A 21,062-nucleotide genomic window follows, 5' to 3' on the forward strand; every position below is an offset into this window, starting at 1 on the left:
GTTGAGCGCGTAACTGTCGGTTGAGGGCGTCGATGGCGCGACGACGCTGAGTCCCCACCGACGCCGTCGACCTGCCCCTGCCGCACCAACGCCGTGAACCTGCACCGACGCTCTGAATTCCCACCGACGCACTGAACCTGCAAATACGCCGTCAGCGCAGAGCGTATTTGTCGGTTGAGGGCGTCAGTGGCGCGGCGGCGACGGCGCCGGCGCAGACCGCGAACGCGTCTACTCCGCGGCCGCCGTTCGCGGGCGGGTTTCGCGGCCGGTGAGCCAGACGGCTGCGGCGATGAGGCCGAGGGCGCCGGTGAGGAGGAACGCGGCGGAGTAGCTCGCGTGGTCGATGACGACGCCGGCGATGACGGGGCCGAGGATCGCCCCGCCGTCGAGGGCCATCTGGTACTTCGCGAGCACCCGGCCGCCCTTGCGGTCACGGCCGATGACGTCGGCGACCGCGGCCTGCTGGGCGGGATTGGCGAGCCCCGAGCCGATGCCGGCGATGATCGAGAGGACGAAGAAGAGCCAGATCGTCTCCGTGAACGCCAGGGCCGCGGTCGAGACCCCGAGGACGGTGAGACCCCAGAGGATGAACGGCTTGCGGCCGTACGTGTCGGCGAAGCGGCCGACGACGGCGACGGCCGAGGCGTTGCCGATCGCGAACATCGTCAGCGCCAGTCCCGCCACGGCGGTGTCGGCGCGCAGGATCTGGATCGCGAAGAGCGGGTAGATGGCCACGCGGATGCCCATCGCCGACCAGCCCTGGACGAACGCGGAGACGAGCGCCGCGCGGTAGGCCGAGTCCCGCCACGCCTGCCGGAACGTCGTGACCTCCTGGATGGGCTCGTCCTGCGCGGCCTCGCGCCGTGCCCGCCCGGACTTCGTCGCCGACCCCGCCGAGGCGGTCGAGGCGAGGAACATCCGCACGACGGCGGCGGCGATGACGAGTCCGATCGCGTAGATGAGGAAGGGCAGGCGCATCCCCCACCCGGCCATGAGTCCGCCGAGGACGGGTCCGGCGATGCCGCCGACGAGGAACGCGGTGGCGTACGTGCTCGAGGCCTTCGCCCTGGCGTCGACGGGGGCGAGACGGATGATGAGCGCCATCGCGGAGACGGTGAACATCGTCGAGCCGATGCCGCCGAGGCCGCGGAAGATCAGCAGCTGCCAGTAGTTCTGGGCGAACGCGACCGCCGCCGTGGAGGCGGCGACGACGAGGAGCCCGGTGATGTAGATCCGCCGCTCCCCGAAGGCGTCGACGAGGCGACCGGAGGTCGGGGAGAAGACGAACCGGAAGAACGCGAAGGAGGAGACGACGATCGTCGCCGCCGTCACCCCGAAGTCGAAGCTCGCCGCGAACTGCGGGAGGACGGGGGCGATGATGCCGTAGCCGAGCGCGACGATGAACGCGGCCGCGACGAGGACGTAGATCTCCTTCGGCAGGCGACGGTCGGCGGCGGGAGCGGTGCCGTCGAGGTCGGCGGCCGCCTCGTCGCGCTGCCCCTCCTCGCCTCTCACAGGGTGTCGAGGAACTGGTCGGGATCGGGCAGGGGGCGCGTGCTCGTCATCAGACGGGCCCGATAGCGCTCGGGCACGGCCCCGATGTAGAACCAGCCCATGAGTAGCTCGCTGTCGTTCAGCCGATGGAGGCGGCGGACGGCGGGTGCGTTCGTCAGGGTGCCGCTGCGCCACATCACACCCCAGCCGGCCTGCCACAGGGCGAGTTCGAGCAGGTGTCCGGCACCGGCCGCGGTCGCGTGCTGCTCCCATTCGGGGACCTTGGGGTGCGGTGTCGGCGAGGCGACGAGCGCGAGGAGGAGCTCGGCGCGCAGGAGCTTCGTGTTGACCTCACCGGGCGCGCGGGTGACGCCTGCGGCCTCGTCGAGGGCGGCGCCGAGGCGGAGGCGGTCGTCCCCGCGGATGATGACGAACCGCCACGGTTTGAGTGCCTTGTGGTCGGCGACGGAGGAGATGATGCGGATGATCTCCCGCAGATCGGAGTCGCTCGGGGTCTCCGGGTCGACCTTCGAGATCGAGCGCCGTGTCGCGAGGGCGTGGAGGACCGGGTCGGTGAGCGCGTCGATCGAGCTCGGCTGCGAATAGTCCGGTCCCGTGCGCGACTCCTCCCCCGCCTCGGCGAGGGTGGGCCCCACCGCGGTCGGGAACGGATCCCCGGACTCGGTGGGCGCGGTCTCATCCGACGGTCCGGCGGCGGTTCTCACGGCTTGGGCGGCGAGCCTCTTCGCCCACGGACCGGTCTCCCCGTCGAGGAAATGGGTGCGCGCGAGCTCACGCTCGGCGATCGAGCGCTTCGGCTTCTTCGCCGCCTTCTTCCCACAGCCGGACTTCTTCTTGCTCCCCACTCAGCTCACCCAGTTCGCGTAGGCCTTCCGCGCCTTCGACAGCTTCGGGTCGATGATCACCCGGCAGTAGCCGTTGTCGGGGTTGTTCGTGTAGAAGTCCTGGTGGACGGTCTCGGCCGGGTAGTAGGTGCCGAGCGGTTCGAGGGTCGTGACGATCGGATCGTCGAAGTACTCCTGGGCTTCGGCGATCGCCTGCTCGAACTCGGCCTTCTCCTCGTCGTCGCGGTAGAACATCGCCGACCGGTACTGGGTGCCGACGTCGTAGCCCTGGCGGTTGAGGCTCGTCGGGTCGTGGCCGGTGAAGAAGAGGCCGAGGATGATGCTCTCGGGCACGATCTCCGGGTCGAAGGTGACCTGGAGGGCCTCCGCGTGGCCGGTCGTTCCGCCGGCGACTTCCCGGTAGTGCGGGTCGGGGGTGTCGCCGCCGGTGTATCCGGAGACCACCGAGGTGACGCCCTTGGTGCGCTGGTAGACGGCATCGAGGCACCAGAAGCATCCGGCGCCGAGCGTGAGAGTGCGAAGTTCGCTCATAGTTGGTACAACGGCTTTCGGTTCAGCGTATTCCCGGGCCGGCGTTAGAGCCGCCCGGGATCGTTCAGCAGTGTAGTCGACGGCGTGGTGCTCGACGGCTCGGTGCTTGTCCGCTCAGCTGCGGTCGGTGCGGAACGTCAGATCGGCCGGTCGCGGCCAGTCGGCGAGCGTGAGCGGCGGTGGTTCCGGGGCGTCGTCGACAACCACCGCAGCGCCGTCGATGTCCTCCTCATCGAGGGGCCCCTGGTGGGCGTCCACGCCGTCGGGGTGGAGGGTTCCCGGTGCCGAGGCGTCGAGGCGCTCGGCGGTCTCCGCCGCCAGGACGAGGTCCTCGCCGTCCTCGGCGGTGAAGAGTGCGATGCCGCTGAGCAGTCCGCGGTGGACATCGAGCTTGAGCTCGAGTGCCGTGGGTTCATCGTCGCCGGTCGCGTCGGTCAGCGCCTCCCCGGCCTCGACGACGCCGACGACGGGGTAGATCTGGTTGGCGGGCACCGCAGCGGGCGCGTCCGAGTCGAGGTAGACGTCGATGCTCGTGATGTCCTCCTCGGCGAGCAGGGCCGCCAGGTCCTCGTCGCTGAGCTCGATCGGATCGCTGCCGGGAAACTGCTTCGTCGAGTACGGCACCCACACGAAGAACCGCGCGTGCTCGAGTTGGGCGCGAATCACCTCGGCGACGTCCTGGGACTGCGGGTGCGGCTGGTCGAGAATCGCCTCGACGGAGGCTCGGATGTGGGAGGGCAGTTCGATCTCGACGGGGGCGAAGTCGGGGTGCCCGTCGATCGCCTCGGCCGCGACGAACTCCTCGGCCTTGTCGAGGGCGAAGGCGGTGACGGCCATGACCGTCGAGTTCACCGCGGCGTTGAGCCCCCGGCCGACGCCGGCCGGCAGCTTCGCATCCCAGCGGTCCTTGATGTCCTGGATCGGCGTCCACAGGGCCCAGCTCGCGACTCCGGCGGCGACCGCGGCGGCAGCGTTGAGCACGGCTTGCGACTTCCACGTGTCGGCCTCGACCGTCCACGCCTCGGTGTCCTCACCGTCGACATCGAGCTGCCCGAATGCCGTGTCGTCATCGGCGAACGCGGCGTCCTGGTCGGCGAAGGCCTTCGTGCCTCCGAGCCAGGTCAGGGCGGCGGTGGCCACGGCGTAGGCGGCGCGGACCACGGGTTCCTGACCGGCGGTGAAGTCGCGGCGGCGGACGATGCTCTGCGCTCCGGAGCCGAGCGTGGAGACGGCGCGGACGAGGAGGCGATGGCGTTGTGGGATATCGGGGAGGCGCATGTCCACATCGAATCACGCGCACCTGAAGCGCGGGTGTGAACTCGCTGGCCGGACGGCGACGCTCGCCGGACGGCGAAGGCTCAGAGCACGAGCGAGCTCGGCAGGGTGAATCCGAGTTCCGCGGCGGCCGTCTGCGTCGAGGGCTGGTTCCACAGCCGCGCGACCGCCTCGTTCGTCGCCAGCGACCGCATCTCGGCCTTGTCGAGGAAGAGGATCCCGCCGAGGTGGTCGGTCTCGTGGGCGACGATGCGCGCTGACCAGCCGGTGACCTCCTCGGCGATGGGGGTGCCGTCGAGCTCCTCACCGCGCAGGGCGATCGTCCGCGGGCGGGCGACGACGGCCTGGTAGCCGGGGATCGAGAGGCAGCCTTCGTAGAAGGCGACCTGCTCTGATGTCGATGGCTCGTAGGAGGCGTTGACGATGGTGCGGAACGGCAGCGGCTCCCGCTCGCGCACCGCGGCGGCTTCGGGACTGACGGCGGCGGGGTCCTCGGCGACGAAGAGGGACAGTCCGACACCGACCTGGGGGCCGGCAAGGCCGACGCCCGGGGCGGCGTGCATGGTCGCTCGCATCACCTCGGCGAGGCGGGACAGCGTCGCATCGTCGACCTGTCCGGAGAACGGCAGCACCGGGGTCCGCAGGATCGGGTCGCCGGCATCGACGATGGGGGCGATGCCGCCGCCCGCCTCGGCGGCCGCGAGAACGGCATGGATCTGGTCGGCGACGAGACGGTCGGTCAGCTGCACTGGGTTCTCCTGGAGGCGTGAGGGTCAGCGGGCGCGGGCGACGATGAGCTCGGCGTGCTTGAGCAGCGGGGCGTCGATCATCTTGCCCTCGTGCGCGAACGCGCCCTTCTCCGTCTTCGCACGCTCGAGGACGGCGTTGGCCCAGGTGAGCTGGTCGTCGCTGGGGCGGAAGGCCTCACGGACGACGGGCACGTGGTTGGGGTGGATGGAGACCTTGCCGCTGAAGCCGGATTCGACGGCGTCGTGGGCTTCGGCGGCGAGACCGTCGTGGTCGGGGATGTCGGCCCAGATCGAATCGAGCGCGTACTTCCCATGGGCGCGGGCAGCGAGCAGGGTCGAGCTGCGCACGTGGGCGACGACATCGCGCCACGTCCCGTCGGCCCGGCGGGAGGAGCCGCCGCCGAGGTCGGCGATGAGGTCCTCGGAGCCCCACATCAGGCCGTAGGTGTTGTCGGCGGCGGCGATCTCGGCGACGTGCAGGGCGCCGAGCGCGGTTTCGATGAGGGCGATGACCTCGTACCCGGTCAGGATCGTCAGGTCATCGGCCGACTCCGTCTTCGGCAGCATGACGGCCGTGTAGTCGGTCTTCGCGAGCATCCGCAGGTCGTCGGCGAGGTGCGCGGAGTCGCGGGCGTTGACGCGCACGACGGTGCGGGTGGGATCGAGCGGAAAGTCGATGATCGCTTCGCGCGCCGCGTCCTTGTCGGCGTCGTTGACGGCGTCCTCGAGGTCGAGGATGACGATGTCGGAGCGTTCGGCGGCCTTCTGGAACCGGTCGGGCCGGTCGCCGGGGACGAAGAGCCAGGCGGGGGCGAATTCGAGTGCCATGGTCGGTCTCCTCACTTCTCCGTCTGCGAGGCCGCGGCCTGCGGGGATTCGGTCTGCGGGGATTCGGCCTGCGAAGCCGCGGCCTGCGGGGATTCGGAGGAGGCCGCGGTCTGCGGTGTCGTCGCGGACCCCGCGGTCGCCTCGGCGGGCTTGGCATGGGACGAGTCAAACATCATCGTCTGGCGCACGGCCTTCGCGACGAGCTGGCCGTTCTGGTTGTAGCCGCGGTGTTCGAGGGTGACGATGCCCTGTCCGGGGCGGGACTTCGAGGCGCGCTTGTCGAGGATCGTCGTCTCTGCGTAGAGGGTGTCGCCGTGGAAGAGCGGGGCGGGGAAGCTGACCTCGGAGAAGCCGAGGTTGCCGACGATCGTGCCCTGGGTGAGCTGGGAGACGGACAGGCCGATGAGCGTGGCGAGGGTGAACATCGAGTTGACGAGGCGCTGCCCGAAGGGCTCGGTCTCGGCGAAGGCGGCATCGAGGTGGAGGGCCTGCGTGTTCATCGTCACCGCGGTGAACCACGTGTTGTCGGCCTCGGTGATCGTCCGGCCCGGCGCGTGCTTGTAGACGGTGCCGACTTCCATCTCGTCGAGCCACAGTCCGCGCTGTTCGATGACCTTGCTCTCGCTCATTCTCGCTCCTTCGTCGTGATGTTTCGAGCTTACCCGTCAGCTGGATCACAGTCTGCGGCAGGTGCGGTTGCCCCGGGCCCGCACGATCACCGCCGAGGCGGTCCGAGGAATGCTCCGACCACGGCGGTGCCGGCGGCGACCGCGAACGCGGGACCGGCGCCGAGCCCGGTGATGAGGGCCCCGAGGAGCGGTGCGCCGAGGGCCTGGCCGACGGCGATGAGGAGGAAGGCGAGTCCGACGCCGGCCGCGGGCGCCCGGTCGTAGACCTCGGTGCCCCAGACGAGGAGGAGCCCGGTCAGGGCGATGTAGACGGCCCCGAAGACCGCGGCGGCCGCCCAGGCACCGGCGATGCTGCCGGGCACGGCGGCGAAGAGCAGGGTCGATGCGGCGAGGATGAGCATCGCGACGAGCCAGCCGCGGCGCAGTCCCACCGTCGCGGCGAGGTCCCCGGAGACGGCACCGAGCATGCCGAAGGTGCCGAGGAGGATCCAGGCGATCGCCGAGGCGGTCTCCCCCATGCCGCCGACGCCGACGAGGAGGTCGCGGCCGAACGTCCACACGGCGGCGCTCGCAAATCCCATGAGCGCCGAGGCGGTCATCAGCGGCGTGCTTCCGCGCGGGAGGAGCGGGCGGGGCAGGAAAGCGGGCTCGGCGATCCCGGGCCGGCGCGGTGAGGGTGTCGCGGCCCTGGCACCGCCGGGTGAGGGGACGGCGCGCAGGATCCAGAGGGTGACAAGGGCGGAGAGGACGGCGAAGGCGATCCATGCCCAGCGCCACTGGCCGAGGGTGAGCAGGGCGATCGGTCCGGCGACGGCGACGCCGAGTCCTGTGCCGGCGTTGATGACCGTCTGGGTCCGACCGCGGACGGACGAGCGCACGGACTGCGCGACGGCTTGGGCGAGCGGCGGTGAGGCGACACCGGTGCTCGATCCGGCGATGAGGACACCGATCGCGAGCATCGTCGTGGTGGGGGCTGCGGCGATGAGCGCGGTGCCAATCGTCGCGATGATCCCGGCGCAGGCGGCGATGGGACGGGCACCGCAGCGCGGGGTGAGGATCGTCGCGGCGACGATCGCCAGGCAGTAGGCGATGTACGACCCCGAGGCGATTGCCCCGGCCGTCTGTGCGTCGAGTCCGAAGTCCGCGCGGAATGCCGGGAGGAACAGTCCGAAGGCGAAGCGCGCGAGGCCGTAGCAGGCGGCGATGAGGCTGAGTCCGGCCGCCGCGAGGGCCAGAGTGCCGCGGCGGCCGAGGAGTGCTGCGCCGGTGTCGGTCGAGGTCATTGCGGAGATCTCCGGGGCTCGTCGTCGAGTCGCCGGCGAACAGTGCCGCCAGGCAACTTCACAGGTCTGTGAACTAGTGTGATCACAAGTACACTGATCTGTAAAGTGGGAGCGCAGTCGCACGGCGCAACGCCCGGCCGCGCCGGACGGAATCCCGCACGACTCCCCCGCGACAGGAGGACACTGATGACGACCACGACGGCAGAAGACCCCCTCACTCCCCCGCAGCTCACCGCCGGGGCGCAGCGCATCCTCGAGACAGCTGCGGGTCTCTTCTACTCCCGCGGCCTCCATGCCGTCGGCGTCGACACGATCGCTCACGAGTCGGGGAGGACGAAGCGGACGCTCTATGACCGATTCGGCTCGAAGGACGCCCTCGTCGTCACGTACCTGCAGGTCAGGCACCACACCTGGTGGTCGCGCCTGGAGCAGCGGCTCGCAGCGCTCGACGTCGACGACATCGACGAGAGGTCGGCAGCCCGCGACCGCGTGCTCGCCGTCGTCGACTCCTACTCACTCGACGCCGATACGACGGCCGAACGCGGGTGCGCGTTCGTCAACGCCGCGGCCGAACTGCCCGCCGACCATCCCGGCCGCGCTGTCATCCGGGCGCACAAGGCGCGCGTCGTCGATCTCCTCGCCGGTATCCTCGACACCGGCGGACACCCCGCACCCGAAGCCCTCGCCGAGCATGTGTTCCTCATCCTCGAAGGCGCGATCGTCCACCGCGGCCTCGACGGCGACGACCACCGCCTGCAGAGCGCCCGGGCCCTCATCGGCGATCTCCTCGCCTGAATCACCAGGCCTCCCGCCTGCCCCTGAGCTGCGGGAGGATGACACCTTCCGCAATCGCACGCTGCAGTCCCTCGCCGCGGTCGACCACCTCGGCGAATGAGGCGAAGTCCACCCGGGCCAGCCCGCCCTTTCCCCGCGGAATCCGACTAGGCTGAAGGCAACGGGCCCACCGAGTGGCAACCGCACCCGAGACCGAGGAGAGCGATGGACCGCGATTCGATCGACTGCTGGCTGACCGACATGGACGGCGTCCTGGTCAGGGAGAACAACGCCCTGCCCGGTGCCTCGGAGCTGCTCGCGCAGTGGCGGCGCAAGGACATCCCGTTCCTCGTCCTGACGAACAACTCGATCTACACCGCCCGTGACCTCTCCGCGAGGCTGCGCTCGAACGGTCTCGAGGTTCCCGAGGACAACATCTGGACCTCGGCGATGGCGACCGCGGACTTCCTCTCCCACCAGGTCGACCACGGCTCGGCCTATGTCGTCGGTGAGGCGGGTCTGACCACCGCGATCCACGAAGCCGGGTTCATCATGACGGAGAACGACCCCGACTTCGTCGTCGTCGGCGAGACCCACAACTACTCGTTCGAGGCGATCACGAAGGCGATCCGGCTCATCGACTCCGGCTCGCGCTTCATCGTCACCAACCCCGATGCGACCGGACCGAGCCCCGAGGGGGTCCTGCCGGCCACCGGTGCGATCGCCGCGCTCATCACGAAGGCGACGAACCGCGAACCCTACGTCGTCGGCAAACCCAACCCGATGATGTTCCGGTCGGCCCTCAACAAGATCGGCGCGCACTCGAAGTCCACCGCGATGATCGGCGACCGCATGGACACCGACATCATCGCCGGCATGGAGGCGGGCATGCACACCGTCCTCGTCCTCTCAGGGATTTCTACCGCCGAGGATGTCCGCCGCTATCCGTTCCGCCCCGACGAGATCCTCGACGGCGTCTACGACCTCCTCGACGTCCCGCTCGATCAGCAGACCGACCTCGGCGCCGACGTCACCGGCTCCGCGTGAGCTGACGCCCGGCACCCGCATCACGGGTCAGAGCCTCGCCGAGGTGGATCGCGCCCGATTCTCGACGCAGATTCGAGCTCGATCCACCTCGGGGGCCGGCATCACTCGGCGCGACCGGCCCAAGCAGCCCTAGACTCACTTTCATCATAAAAGTTATGTGATGGAGGTCACCATGCGCTATCCCGAGATCGTCGACGAGGACACCTGGGTCACCGCACGCCGGCGCCTGCTCGACGAGGAGAAGGACCTGACGAAGCGGATCGACGCCGTCAATGCCGCGCGCCGCCGCTTGCCGATGGTGAAAGTCGAGAAGGACTACCGTCTCACCGGCCCCGACGGGGAGGTCACGCTCCGCGCGCTGTTCGGCGATTCGCCGCAGCTCATCGTCCAGCACTTCATGTTCGATCCCAGCTGGGACCAGGGCTGTACGAGCTGCACGGCGATGGCCGACAGCTCCGCCCACCCCGCCGTCCTCGACCAACTGGCCAAACGGGGCACTGCCTTCGCCGCGGTCTCCCGCGCACCGCTGGAGAAGATCGAAGCCTACCGGACGGCGCGGGGCTGGTCGTTCCCGTGGTTCTCCTCGGCGGACAGCGACTTCAACCTCGACTTCCACGTCACCCTCAACCCCGAGGCGGCACCGCCGAACTACAACTTCCGCTCCGCCGACGAGCTCATCGCGGCCGGTCAGGAATGGCTGACGACCTATCGGGGCGAGCAGCCGGGGATCAGCGTCTTCCTCCGAGACGGCGACGACATCTTCCACACCTATTCGGTCTACGCCCGCGGGCTCGAGGTGATGATGCCGGCCTACGGCATGCTCGATCTCACCGCCCTCGGCCGGCAGGAGAGCTGGGAGGAGCCTGCCGGACGCGCACCCGTCCTCTTCCGCCACGATGCCGGAGTGCTCAGTCCGGAGACCGTCGCTCAGTGAGCGGCACCCGCGGACCTCCCCGCCGGCCCGCGGCCGGGATAGACTCTCCACCACCCGGCCCAGCGGCCGACGACGGAGACGCAAGGAGGCCCGATGCCGCGGCAGCACACCGAGATCCGGGAGACCGCCTCCGACCGGCGGGAATGGCGCAGGATCCGTCGGCACCTGCGGCCGGCGACGATGTGGGGCGTCCCGCTCAGGCTCCTCATCGCCGCCGCGGTCCTCGGCGTGCTCACCCCGCTCGTCGACCGTCAGCTCGCGACCGTCTTCAACTCCTATCCGGACCTCGACTCGGGCAGCGTCGGCTCCCTGCTCGGCATCATCTCAGGCGCCATGGTCACCCTCGCCGGCCTCGCCTTCGCCGCCCTGACAACGGCGATGAGCCTCGGCATCACGGCGATGTCCGTGCGCCTGGCTCCCCTGCTCCAAGCCGATCGCGTCGTCCAGTGGGCGCTCGGCTCGTTCATCGCGACTTTCGTCTATGCGCTGCTCATCGCCCTGAGCATCGCGCTCGGCGAGGACAGCTACAAGCCATGGGCGGGCACGATCAGTGCCGTGACCGCCACCCTCGCGTGCGCGGTGATGTTCCTCGCCTTCGTCGTCCGCGTCTGCCAGCTCCTCACCTCCGGTGCCCTGCTGCGCAAACTCGCCCGGGACGGCTGGAGAGCCACCCGCTATCTGCCGAAGAAATTCCCCGCCGAGGCGGCTGCGGTGTCCCAGCGCTCCGTGCCCGACGGTCATCCGGTGCACCGGCAGCGCCCCGGCCGGGGCGGCGATGCGCTGCTGGCGGTCAACACCCCGCGCCTGCTCGACTTCGAAGACGCGTGGCACTGCACGATCGAACTCGTCCCCACCGTCGGCTCCCCCGTGCCGGTGCGCACCCTCCTCTTCCGCACGAGCGTCGAACTGAGCAGCAAGCAGGCCGCCGAGCTGGAGAAGGCCGTCGCATTCGGCGACATCGAATCCGCCGCGAACGGACCGTTCGGAGCGATCCGCACCATCGTCGACATCGCACTCAAAGCGCTGTCACCGGCGGTCAACGACCCGTCCCGGGCGGTGCAGGCCCTCGACCAGATCGAGGCCATCCTCATCGGCCTCTCACCCCTGGTCGCACAGCAGGAGCGCACGCTCGCGGCCAGCCCAGACGCCTCGGTGCTGCGGGATTGGACCCGCAGCTGGACCGAGTACATCGAAGCGGCGACCGACGAGATCCGCCAGTTCGGGACGTCGTCGATCCAGATCCAGCGGCGTCTGCGGGCGCTCTTCGCCACCCTGTCCTCCGTCGTCCCGGAATCCCAGCGGCCTCCGCTCGAGGCCCGCGTGGCTGTGCTCGACCGCGGCACGGACCGCTGGTGGCACGACCCGCTCGACCGCAGGCTCGCCACGGTCAGGGATCCCGAGGGCATCGGCGGAGCCGAACACGACTGAATCGGCCCGCACGCCGAGCCCCGCACGCCGAGCCCGTACGTCGAGCCCGTACGTCGAGCCCAGCACAGCGAGCCTGGCACGCCGAAGCCGCCACGCAGTGCCGAGTCCTTACGCGAGCGCCGACATCAGCCGCATCGCCGACTCCATGTACCGGCGCGTCCACGGTCGCTTCATCCATTCGTCGAGGGTGAGCTCGTGGCTCTTCTCCCGGTAGTCGTCGATGACTGCGGAGATGTCGGGCACGAGGTTGCCGCCGGTCGTGAGCAGGCTGATCTCGTAGTTGAGTCCGAAGGAGCGCATGTCCATGTTCGAGGACCCCATGACCCCGTACTCGCCGTCGACGACGAAGCACTTCGTGTGGAGGACCGCGGGCTTCGGGTAGAGGTAGATGCGCACCCCCGCCTCGAGGAGGGCCTGGTAGTACGAGGCCTGGGCGCGGCCGACGACGTACTGGTCGGCTTCCTCGCTGACGTAGAGCTCGACGTCGACGCCGCGGTAGGACGCGGTGTTGATCGCGGCGAGCAGGGATTCGTCGGGGATGAAGTAGGGGCTGACGATCGAGAGCTTCTTCTGAGCGAGGTAGAAGAGCGAGTTGAAGACCTTGAGGTTCGGCTCCGTCGTGAACCCGGGCCCCGATGGGATGAGCTGCATTCCGCAGACGTCTCCCCCGACGTCCGGCTCCGGCGCAGTGCCCTCGTAGTCGCGGATGCCCAGCTCCTCACCGCATTCGGAGTACCAGTCGGTGGCGAAGACCGCTTCGATCGAGGCGACGATCTCGCCGCTGACCTCGACCATGATGTCGTGCCAATGCCGCCCGACCTTGATGTTGGCCTTCATGTCGTAGGTCGAGTCGATCATGTTCTGCGAGCCCATCATCGCCCGCTTCCCGTCGACGACGAGGAGTTTGCGGTGATTGCGCAGATCGATCCGCCGCAGCTTGCCCCGCCACGGGATGAACGGGAGCATGAGGTGCCATTCGATCCCGGCCGCGGTCAGCCGCTTGCCGAGCGAATGGAATCCCGGGTACTTCCGCGACCCGATGTGATCGTAGAGGACCCGGACGTGGACGCCGCGGGCCGCTGCACGCTTGAGGGCTTCGAAGAACACGTCGGTCGTCTGGTCCCACGCCATGATGTAGATCTGCACATGAACGTACTTCTGCGCCCCGTCGACGAGCTCGGCCATCCGCTCGATCGTCGAATCGTAGTCCATCGTGATGCCGTGGTTGGTGCCGGTGACCATCGGCAGCGCGGTGAGGTTGCGACCGAGTTCGGCGATGAGGTCGAAGTCGCGCGGGGCCTTCAGCGACGGCGGCACATCGGGCAGGTCGTCGGCGCCCTTGTGCATGAGCTCGTTCGCCATCGCCTGGATCCGGGCGCGCCGCCGGTTGATGTAGGGGCTGCCGATGAGGAGGAAGAGCGGGATGCCGACGATGGGCAGGAAGAGGATGAGCAGCAGCCACGCCGAGGACGATGACGGCCGCCGGTTCTCCGGCACGACGCCGATCGCGATGATCTTCACGATGTACTCGATGACGATCCACGTCACCGACGCCACGGTCGCCCAATTGATGGTCGCCCAATCGATGGTGTTCACCCGCAGCCTCCGTTCGTGGGGTTGAGGTCAACCCTAACCGCCGAGGCGGCCCCCGGAGCCCGCACGCCCGCACAGGATCGCACGGGGCAGCGGTGGGAACCGCCTCGGCGGGGCGATGTTGAGCGGCGTGCCCGGGCCGACGTCACCACCGGGTCACGGAATCAGCGTCCCCCGGCGGCACCTCAATCCCAGCACCGCGACATCGGCACCGGCGGCGCCGCAGAACCTGCGCCCGACGAGGTCAGAGCCCGAGTTCGCGGGCGATGAGCATGAGCTGGACTTCCGTCGTGCCCTCGCCGACCTCGAGGATCTTCGAGTCGCGGTAGTGGCGGGCGACGAGGTATTCGTTCATGAAGCCGTAGCCGCCGTGGATCTGCGTGGCGTCGCGGGCGTTGTCCATGGCCGCGTCACCGGCGATCATCTTCGCGATCGCCGCTTCCTTCTTGAACGGCAGACCCGCGAGCATGCGGGAGGCGGCGAGGTAGTACGCGGCGCGGGCGGCGACGACGCGGGCCTCCATGCGGGCGATCTTGAACTGGATGCCCTGGAAGTCGGCGATCGGGTGGCCGAACGCCTGACGCTCCTTCGCGTACTTGACGGACTCGTCGACGCAGCCCTGGGCGGCGCCGACGGAGAGCGCGCCGACGGCGATGCGGCCCTCGTCGAGGATGCGGAGGAAGTTCGCGTAGCCGCGGCCGCGTTCGCCGAGCAGGTTCTCCTCGGGGACCTCGACGTTGTCGAACGTCAGCGGGTGCGTGTCCGAGGAGTTCCAGCCGACCTTGTCGTACGGGGGTTCGGCGGTGAAGCCGGGGGTGCCTGCGGGGATGATGATCGTCGAGATCTCCGGCACCTCACGGCCCGACTTCGAGGTCTTCGTCCCGGTCACAGCCGTGGCGGTGACGAGACGGGTGATGTCGGTGCCGGAGTTCGTGATGAAGGACTTCGACCCGTTGATCGTCCACGTGCCGTTCTCGAGCGTCGCCTTCGTCCGGGTGCCCCCGGCGTCGGAACCGGCTTCGGGTTCGGTGAGTCCGAAGGCGGCGAGCCCGGAGGCGTCGGTGAGCTTCGGCAGCCATTCCCGCTTCTGCTCCTCGGTGCCGAACCGGTAGATCGGCATCGCGCCGAGCGACACCCCGGCCTCGAGGGTGATGGCCAGGGACTGGTTGACGCGGGCGATCTCCTCGATCGCCAGGCACAGCGCGAAGTAGTCTCCGCCCATGCCGCCGTACTCCTCGTCGAAGGGCAGGCCGAAGAGGCCCATCTGCCCCATCTTCGCCACGAGGTCGTAGGGGAACTCGTGCTTCGCGTCGAGTTCGGCGCTGACGGGGGCGACCTCCTCGTCGGCGAACTTCGCAACGCCTTGACGCAGATCCTCGTATTCTTCGGGCAGCATGCCCGGGACGAAAGTGCTCATCGTGTCCTCTCCGCCGGTGGGCGTGGTTTCGCTGGTGTGTGCGGTCTGTGGTGCGGTGGTCATGCGGCGCCGCCCTTCCCGACGACCGCGACCGCCGTCTCCGTCTCAGTCGCGGAATCCGCGGCGGCCGTGTCGAGGTCGGCGGCGCTGTCGTCGACGACGGTGGCGAGCACCTCGTCGAGGGCCACCTGGGCGCCGGGCACCGCGGTGACGGTGACGGTGCCGGTGGCCGGGGCGGTGAGCACGTGCTCCATCTTCATCGCCTCGACGACGACGATCGCGTCGCCCGCCTCGACATGGGCGCCGGATTCGACCTTGACGTCGACGACCGAGCCGGGCATCGGGGCGAGCACCTCTGCCCCGCCGGCCCCGGGTGTGAGCGAGGTGTCGGCCTGCGGGCGGGTGAAGACGTGGATGCCGCGGTCGCCGGTCACCCAGATCGACCGGTCAGCGGCGTCGGAGAAGACCCGGCCGGTGTGCTGGGTGCCGTCGATGAGGACGTGCCAGGTGCCGTCGTCGCCGACGCTGACGTCGTCGACGGCGCTCGTGACGTCGACCGTCTCCCCGTCGACGGTGAGGGCGACCGTGGGGCGGAAGTCCGGACGCGAAGTGCGGAAGGGCAGCGCCCGCGCCCACGCCGAGGCGGTCCCCCGACCCAGCGCGTCCGCGGTGAGCTCCCCGGTCACCTCGGTGCCGGCCCGGCCCTGCGTGCGGAGGACGGCGGCGGTCGCGATCTGCCGGTCGATCTCCCCGGCTGTGTGGGCGAGCTGATCCTCGCCGAGGCGGTCGATGAGCGAGGTGTCGAGGTCACCGGCGACGACCTCGGGGAGGGTGGCCAGGGTGCGGAGGAAGTCGATGTTCGTCACGATACCCGGCACCGCCGAGGCCGCGAGCGCGGCGTCGAGGCGGGCGAGGGCGGTGGCTCGGTCAGGGCCCGAGACGATGAGCTTGGCGATCATCGGATCGTAGTCGGAGGCGACCCGCTGACCGGCGTCGAGTCCGGAGTCGACGCGGATGCCCTCCCCGGCGGGGAAGACGACGTCGAGCGCGCGGCCGCCGGTGGGGAGGAATCCGCGGGCGGGATCCTCGGCGTAGATGCGGGCCTCGATCGCGTGCCCGGTCAGGGTGATGTCGTCCTGGCTCAGCGGCAGCTCCTCCCCCGCGCCGACGCGCAGCTGGAGTTCGACGAGGTCGACCCCGGTGACCTCCTCGGTGACGGGGTGCTCGACCTGGAGGCGGGTGTTCATCTCCATGAAGAAGAACTCGTCGGGCCGGTCGGCGCCGACGATGAATTCGACGGTGCCGGCGCCGCGGTAGCCCACGGACCGTGCCGTCTCGATCGCCGCCTGGCCGATCCGCTCCCGGGTCGCCGCGTCGAGGAGGGCCGAGGGAGCTTCCTCGATGACCTTCTGGTGGCGGCGCTGCAGGGAGCATTCGCGTTCGCCCAGGTGGATGACGTTCCCGTGCGCATCGGCCATGACCTGGACCTCGATGTGGCGCGGGGTGGCGACGAGGCGTTCGAGGAAGAGGGTGTCGTCGCCGAAGGAGTTCGCGGCCTCGCGACGTGCGGTCTCGAGAGCGGCGGGCAGAGCTGCGGGCTCGAAGACCGCGTGCATGCCCTTGCCGCCGCCACCGGCCGAGGGCTTGATGAGGACGGGGTAGCCGATGTCCTCGGCGGCGGCGATGAGCGCCTCATTGCTCAGCCCGGCGTCCTTCGTGCCGGGCACGAGCGGCACGCCGCGGGCGGAGACGGCCTGCTTCGCGGTGATCTTGTCGCCCATCGTCCGGATCGCCTCGGGTCCGGGACCGAGGAAGACGATGCCGGCGGCCTCACACGCGGCAGAGAAGTCGGCGTTCTCGGAGAGGAAGCCGTAGCCGGGATGGATGGCCTGGGCCCCGGTCGCCTGGGCGGCCGCGATGACCTTGTCGATGTCGAGGTAGGACTCCGAGGCGGCGGCGGGACCGAGCCGCACGGCGGTGTCGGCGGCCCTGACGTGGGCGGCGTGCGCGTCGGCGTCGGAGTAGACGGCGACGGTCCGGATGCCGAGGCGCTTCGCGGTGCGGATGACGCGCAGGGCGATCTCGCCGCGGTTGGCGATGAGGATGGTGTCGAACATTGGTCAGCTCACATTCTGAAGACGCCGTAGCCGGCGGCGTCGAGCGGTCGGCTCAGGGGCGAGAAGCGGGCGAGGTCGAGGGCGAGCGCGAGGATCTCGCGGGTGTCCTGAGGTTCGATGATGCCGTCGTCCCACAGCCTGGCCGTCGAGTAGTACGGGTTGCCCTGGGCTTCGTACTGGTCGCGGATGGGCTGCTTGAACTCGTCTTCGGCCTCGGCCGACCACGTCTCGCCGCGGGACTCGATCTGGTCGCGTTTGACGGTGGAGAGGACACTGGCGGCCTGTTCGCCGCCCATCACGGAGATGCGGGCGTTGGGCCACATCCACAGGAAGCGCGGGGAGTAGGCGCGCCCGCACATCGAGTAGTTGCCGGCGCCGAAGGATCCGCCGATGACGACGGTGAATTTCGGGACGCGGGCGGTGGCGACGGCGTTGACCATCTTCGCCCCGTGCTTGGCGATGCCGCCGGCCTCGTAGTCGCGGCCGACCATGAAGCCGGAGATGTTCTGGAGGAAGACGAGCGGGATCGTCCGCTGGTCGCAGAGTTCGATGAAGTGGGCGCCCTTCTGGGCGGATTCGCCGAAGAGGATGCCGTTGTTGGCGATGATGCCGACGGGGTGGCCGTCGATGTGGGCGAAGCCGGTGACGAGGCTCGTGCCGTACTCGGCCTTGAACTCGTGGAACTGCGAGCCGTCAACGAGGCGGGCGATGACCTCGTGGACGTCATAGGGGACCTTCGAGTCGACGGGGACGATCGAGGTGAGCTCCTCCGGTGAGTGGAGCGGTTCCTGCGGTTCGATGACGTCCCAGTTCGGCGCCGGCTTCGGTCCGAGGGTGGAGACGATGTCGCGCATGATCTCGAGTGCGTGCGCGTCGTTGGCCGCGAGGTGGTCGGTGACGCCGGAGACCCGGGAGTGCAGGGCACCGCCGCCGAGGTCCTCGGCGCTGACCTCTTCGCCGGTCGCGGCTTTGACCAGCGGCGGGCCGCCGAGGAAGATCGTGCCCTGTTCGGAGACGATGATCGATTCGTCGGCCATCGCCGGGACGTAGGCGCCGCCGGCGGTCGAGGAGCCGAGGACGGCGGCGAGCTGCGGGATGCCCGCGGCGGACAGGGTCGCCTGGTTGTAGAAGATCCGACCGAAGTGCTCGCGGTCGGGGAAGACGTCGTCCTGGTTGGGCAGGTTCGCACCGCCGGAGTCGACGAGGTAGATGCAGGGCAGCCGGTTGTCCTTCGCGATCTCCTGGGCCCGCAGGTGCTTCTTCACCGTCACCGGGTAGTAGGTCCCGCCCTTGACGGTGGCGTCGTTGGCGACGATGACGCATTCGCGCCCGGCGACCCGGCCGATGCCGGTGATGATCCCGGCGCCCGGGCTCGCGTCGTCGTACATCCCGTTCGCCGCGAGCGGGGAGAGTTCGAGGAAGGGGGTGCCGGGGTCGAGGAGGGCCTCGACGCGATCGCGGGGCAGGAGCTTGCCGCGGTCGATGTGCCTCTGCCTGGACTTCTCGGGTCCGCCGAGCGCGGTGGCGCTGATGCGGTCCCGGAGTTCGGCGATGAGCGCGGCGTGCGCGTCGGCGTTGGCCTGCCCGGCCGCCGGGTTGGCCGCAGTTCCCACTGCTCTCATTCCCTGGTCCCCTCACTGCAGTTTCAGTTAATGGTGATTAACTGACTGCTATGATACTGCTCACGGTCGAGTGTGACAACGCGCACGACCACCGAGCACGAATGTGAGTGGGAATGAAGCAGACGGAAGCGACGTCGCCGCGCGCGGCGGCGAAGGCGGCCAGGCGCGAGCAGCTGCTCGCGGTGGCGAAGACGCTCTTCGCCCGGCACGGCTTCCACGGGGTCCGCCTCGAGGACCTGGCCAAGGGCGTGGGCATCTCCGCACCCGCGGTCTACCGGCACTTCGAGTCGAAGGAGGCCGTCCTCGAGGAGCTCCTCGTCGGGATCTCCCAGTACCTGCAGACCGGCGGGGATGCGATCGCCTCCCGGAACGCCGAGGCGGTGCCGACGCTGCGGGCGCTCGTCGACTTCCACATCGACTTCGCGATGTCCGAGCCCGATCTCATCCGCATCCAGGACCGCGATTTCGCCGCCCTGCCCGACGGGTCGCGGCGCACGGTGCGGCGCCTGCAGCGGCAGTACGTGAGCGAATGGGCGGCCGTCGCGGCGCAGGCCCACCCGGACTGGTCGCTCGAGGCCGCGACCGTGCGCGTCCACGCGGCGTTCGGGATGATGAATTCGACGCCGTACCTCGCCCGCAGCTCCAGCGCCGAGGTGGTCCGCCGCGAGCTGCGGGCGGCAGCGACCGCGGCGCTGGGGCTATCAAAGTAAGAGTATCTATCGAGTTCTCGTCGGACGCCACGGTGCCCTATAGGCAACAAAACCAGGACGAGGTCAAATGTACGTGCACGGAAACTGCAAGAAAGATTCACGTCAGAAGCATCCGTTGCTTGAACTGAGTTCTCTCTAAACGAGCCCACATTTCGCCACCCAACCTCAATCACAGAGATACCAGCACGTTCAGGTCCACGGTCGATTCCAGGCTCGTGTCAATGCATCATGAAGCATATATTGATGATGACGGCTAAACCCGGCACCGCTGACATTGCGATAAGCAAAGTCAGTATACTTTCCATTGCGCATACCTATTCCCCCAACATCGAACAGCTGTTTCAGCAGTTGACGGATTTCATGTGTTTCAATTTCACCTTCTAGCTCTCGCTGGAGGTACTCGAAAGAAAACATGCGCCTAGGGCTTGTTCGCAACACATCCTCAAAACTTCTTAGGCGAGGCGTCTTATTCGGCGGCAAAACTCCCGCAAGGTTGTCGAATATTTCACCCACGAAATACTCAATGCAGTAGCGTTTTAACGCACTCTCAGCAATCGCCTGCGGGATTGCCGAACGTCCACCGTATTCAAGTTTCATGTAATTCAATGCCGCGATAATGTCACGCGGCAATAGACGGGTATGATCCAGGATCGCGGTTGGAATGTCGGGATATATCCACGCCCTGTGATTGGCAAAGTACTGTTTTACCAGATTAATCTGAGGATGGCGCACGGATGTTTTTCCTTGAACCAAGTTCCAAAGATCATTCTGAGGCCCAATGCCGCCAGCATTCCAGTCTAGGTGGACCGCTTTTTGCTTCATCTTGTTCAGATCGGGCCCCGAAAGCACATCAAAAATATCTGAGCGAACTGCGGTAACAAACAAATACGGCAGCCGACTAGCTTTCGACCACTTGTTCAGAGAATTGATCGCCTGGATCAAACCGGTAAGAGAATTCCACTCGTCATGATCTTCAAAGAAGAACGAATCCAATCCATCCAGTGCAATCAAATGCCGACTTTCACTTGGATTCTCGATCAAGGTTTCCTTAATGAACGCCGAGGCCTCCAATGGGCCCTGAGATGTAAATTCGTTGTTTTTTTCGGACCTGCCAAATTCACTGCTAAGAAATTTGAGATCCATCTTGATCGGACCCATTTTCCACTTTGTTACCGCCCCGATCCAATCATTTGTAATGTATCCTTGCTTACGCAGTCCAGAAATTAGTTGCTCAAGTTGCCGATGGGCGGAAGTCGCACCTACATCATTCGATAGCGAGGACAACAGCCTCAACAAAAGCAAAAATTCCCATCCAGATTGAGTCCTCGAAGCGCCCAGCGATTGTCCGCTTCCGAAGCCTGTGACATCGTTAACCGGGAAGCCGGCGAGATCCCAGAGCATAAAGAACCGGTTCGGGTCGCCTTGCCATTTGAGCCTAATATGCTCTAGAACTGCCGTTTTTCCTGATCCCTTCGGGCCAAGCAATAACCAAAGATTGCGAGTTTCGATGCCGTATGCCGCTTCACGATAATCGAAGTAACCGTTTAACAGTAGTTCGGGCTCGTCGATTGCTTCTTGAGTAGCATCTATGTCTCCGAAGTTGAGATCACTGAACTTCGGGGAGAGTTCGCGCGGGGATGTCTTCTTCGCCATTTCGTTAGTCTAGACCGTCGGCGCGCCAGGGCGTGAACGAAAGTCTGAGTCAAGTTCTAGGCGACTACTGATGGCGAAAATTTCGGCCGACAGCAGTTCAAACTCCTCTGCC

General features: G+C 67.8%; 18 protein-coding genes. 5 read left to right on the plus strand and 13 right to left on the minus strand.

The annotated features are described in order from the left end of the window. Positions 1-228: 228 nt before the first annotated feature. From J9315_RS13265 to J9315_RS13300, 8 genes are all read right to left on the minus strand, one after another. A complete protein-coding gene (locus tag J9315_RS13265) occupies positions 229-1,515 on the minus strand; it encodes an MFS transporter (RefSeq protein WP_211978028.1) in 1,287 nt (428 codons plus the stop codon). After that, positions 1,512-2,360 (minus strand): nitroreductase family protein, encoded by an 849-nt coding sequence (locus J9315_RS13270; RefSeq protein ID WP_211978029.1) that lies wholly within the window; start codon positions 2,358-2,360, stop codon positions 1,512-1,514. The genes J9315_RS13265 and J9315_RS13270 overlap by 4 nt, the downstream gene beginning before the upstream one ends. Next, positions 2,361-2,891 (minus strand): peptide-methionine (S)-S-oxide reductase MsrA, encoded by a 531-nt coding sequence (gene msrA / locus J9315_RS13275; RefSeq protein WP_211978030.1) that lies wholly within the window; start codon positions 2,889-2,891, stop codon positions 2,361-2,363. A 114-nt stretch (positions 2,892-3,005) separates the two neighbouring features. Beyond that, the gene (locus J9315_RS13280; RefSeq protein WP_211978031.1) at positions 3,006-4,169 is read right to left on the minus strand and encodes a hypothetical protein; all 1,164 of its coding nucleotides are present in this window, start codon (positions 4,167-4,169) and stop codon (positions 3,006-3,008) included. A gap of 80 nt (positions 4,170-4,249) precedes the next feature. Continuing rightward, complete coding sequence (locus tag J9315_RS13285; protein ID WP_211978032.1) at positions 4,250-4,915, minus strand: peptide deformylase; 666 nt, start codon at positions 4,913-4,915, stop codon at positions 4,250-4,252. A 24-nt stretch (positions 4,916-4,939) separates the two neighbouring features. After that, entirely contained in the window at positions 4,940-5,743 is an 804-nt protein-coding gene (locus tag J9315_RS13290; protein ID WP_211978033.1) for a CoA ester lyase, read from the minus strand. A gap of 11 nt (positions 5,744-5,754) precedes the next feature. Next, positions 5,755-6,372, minus strand: a complete 618-nt coding sequence (locus J9315_RS13295) for a MaoC family dehydratase (protein ID WP_211978034.1) — start codon at positions 6,370-6,372, stop codon at positions 5,755-5,757. Between the two features lie 86 nt (positions 6,373-6,458). Further along, a complete protein-coding gene (locus J9315_RS13300) occupies positions 6,459-7,655 on the minus strand; it encodes an MFS transporter (protein WP_211978035.1) in 1,197 nt (398 codons plus the stop codon). 186 nt (positions 7,656-7,841) lie between these two features. Between J9315_RS13300 and J9315_RS13305 the strand changes: the two genes are divergently transcribed. The 4 genes from J9315_RS13305 (at position 7,842) to J9315_RS13320 (ending at position 11,838) form a co-directional block, all read left to right on the plus strand. Next, positions 7,842-8,450: a TetR/AcrR family transcriptional regulator gene (locus tag J9315_RS13305; RefSeq protein WP_198500700.1), complete on the plus strand. Its 609-nt coding sequence runs from the start codon at positions 7,842-7,844 to the stop codon at positions 8,448-8,450. A gap of 204 nt (positions 8,451-8,654) precedes the next feature. Continuing rightward, complete coding sequence (locus J9315_RS13310; RefSeq protein WP_198500699.1) at positions 8,655-9,476, plus strand: HAD-IIA family hydrolase; 822 nt, start codon at positions 8,655-8,657, stop codon at positions 9,474-9,476. A gap of 160 nt (positions 9,477-9,636) precedes the next feature. Further along, a complete protein-coding gene (locus J9315_RS13315) occupies positions 9,637-10,410 on the plus strand; it encodes a DUF899 domain-containing protein (RefSeq protein WP_198500698.1) in 774 nt (257 codons plus the stop codon). Positions 10,411-10,503: 93 nt separating this feature from the next. Next, the gene (locus J9315_RS13320; RefSeq protein WP_198500697.1) at positions 10,504-11,838 is read left to right on the plus strand and encodes a DUF2254 family protein; all 1,335 of its coding nucleotides are present in this window, start codon (positions 10,504-10,506) and stop codon (positions 11,836-11,838) included. Positions 11,839-11,946: 108 nt separating this feature from the next. Here the strand turns inward: J9315_RS13320 and cls are convergent, their stop codons facing one another. The 4 genes from cls to J9315_RS13340 all read right to left on the minus strand — a co-directional run bounded on the left by cls (position 11,947) and on the right by J9315_RS13340 (position 18,587). After that, positions 11,947-13,434, minus strand: a complete 1,488-nt coding sequence (cls, locus tag J9315_RS13325; protein WP_198500696.1) for a cardiolipin synthase — start codon at positions 13,432-13,434, stop codon at positions 11,947-11,949. A gap of 241 nt (positions 13,435-13,675) precedes the next feature. Then, positions 13,676-14,848 carry an acyl-CoA dehydrogenase family protein gene (locus tag J9315_RS13330; RefSeq protein ID WP_198500695.1) on the minus strand — a complete coding sequence of 391 codons (1,173 nt, stop codon included), beginning with the start codon at positions 14,846-14,848 and terminating at the stop codon, positions 13,676-13,678. A 59-nt stretch (positions 14,849-14,907) separates the two neighbouring features. Continuing rightward, on the minus strand, positions 14,908-16,965 hold the full coding sequence (locus tag J9315_RS13335; RefSeq protein ID WP_198500694.1) for an acetyl-CoA carboxylase biotin carboxylase subunit: 2,058 nt from the start codon (positions 16,963-16,965) through the stop codon (positions 14,908-14,910). Positions 16,966-16,973: 8 nt separating this feature from the next. After that, positions 16,974-18,587 carry a carboxyl transferase domain-containing protein gene (locus J9315_RS13340; RefSeq protein ID WP_198500693.1) on the minus strand — a complete coding sequence of 538 codons (1,614 nt, stop codon included), beginning with the start codon at positions 18,585-18,587 and terminating at the stop codon, positions 16,974-16,976. Positions 18,588-18,700: 113 nt separating this feature from the next. Here J9315_RS13340 and J9315_RS13345 point away from each other — a divergent pair, with 113 nt between their 5' ends. Next, positions 18,701-19,297, plus strand: coding sequence for a TetR/AcrR family transcriptional regulator (locus tag J9315_RS13345; RefSeq protein ID WP_198500692.1), 597 nt, complete (start codon positions 18,701-18,703; stop codon positions 19,295-19,297). Positions 19,298-19,486: 189 nt separating this feature from the next. On the opposite strand, the gene J9315_RS13350 is transcribed toward J9315_RS13345, so the two are convergent. Continuing rightward, a complete protein-coding gene (locus J9315_RS13350) occupies positions 19,487-20,950 on the minus strand; it encodes a hypothetical protein (RefSeq protein WP_198500691.1) in 1,464 nt (487 codons plus the stop codon). Positions 20,951-21,062 lie beyond the last annotated feature (112 nt).

This window comes from Brevibacterium sp. W7.2 (assembly GCF_018137945.1).
Taxonomy (GTDB): Bacteria; Actinomycetota; Actinomycetes; order Actinomycetales; family Brevibacteriaceae; genus Brevibacterium; species Brevibacterium sanguinis.

Excerpts from the sequence above, each read along its gene's own strand:
- J9315_RS13345 (WP_198500692.1), top strand. The coding sequence starts at position 18,701 with ATGAAGCAGACGGAAGCGACGTCGCCGCGCGCGGCGGCGAAGGCGGCC.
- J9315_RS13340 (WP_198500693.1), bottom strand. The coding sequence starts at position 18,587 with ATGAGAGCAGTGGGAACTGCGGCCAACCCGGCGGCCGGGCAGGCCAAC.
- J9315_RS13305 (WP_198500700.1), top strand. The coding sequence starts at position 7,842 with ATGACGACCACGACGGCAGAAGACCCCCTCACTCCCCCGCAGCTCACC.
- J9315_RS13300 (WP_211978035.1), bottom strand. The coding sequence starts at position 7,655 with ATGACCTCGACCGACACCGGCGCAGCACTCCTCGGCCGCCGCGGCACT.
- msrA (WP_211978030.1), bottom strand. The coding sequence starts at position 2,891 with ATGAGCGAACTTCGCACTCTCACGCTCGGCGCCGGATGCTTCTGGTGC.
- J9315_RS13330 (WP_198500695.1), bottom strand. The coding sequence starts at position 14,848 with ATGAGCACTTTCGTCCCGGGCATGCTGCCCGAAGAATACGAGGATCTG.
- J9315_RS13335 (WP_198500694.1), bottom strand. The coding sequence starts at position 16,965 with ATGTTCGACACCATCCTCATCGCCAACCGCGGCGAGATCGCCCTGCGC.
- J9315_RS13310 (WP_198500699.1), top strand. The coding sequence starts at position 8,655 with ATGGACCGCGATTCGATCGACTGCTGGCTGACCGACATGGACGGCGTC.
- J9315_RS13315 (WP_198500698.1), top strand. The coding sequence starts at position 9,637 with ATGGAGGTCACCATGCGCTATCCCGAGATCGTCGACGAGGACACCTGG.
- J9315_RS13320 (WP_198500697.1), top strand. The coding sequence starts at position 10,504 with ATGCCGCGGCAGCACACCGAGATCCGGGAGACCGCCTCCGACCGGCGG.
- J9315_RS13350 (WP_198500691.1), bottom strand. The coding sequence starts at position 20,950 with ATGGCGAAGAAGACATCCCCGCGCGAACTCTCCCCGAAGTTCAGTGAT.
- J9315_RS13295 (WP_211978034.1), bottom strand. The coding sequence starts at position 6,372 with ATGAGCGAGAGCAAGGTCATCGAACAGCGCGGACTGTGGCTCGACGAG.
- J9315_RS13290 (WP_211978033.1), bottom strand. The coding sequence starts at position 5,743 with ATGGCACTCGAATTCGCCCCCGCCTGGCTCTTCGTCCCCGGCGACCGG.
- J9315_RS13280 (WP_211978031.1), bottom strand. The coding sequence starts at position 4,169 with ATGCGCCTCCCCGATATCCCACAACGCCATCGCCTCCTCGTCCGCGCC.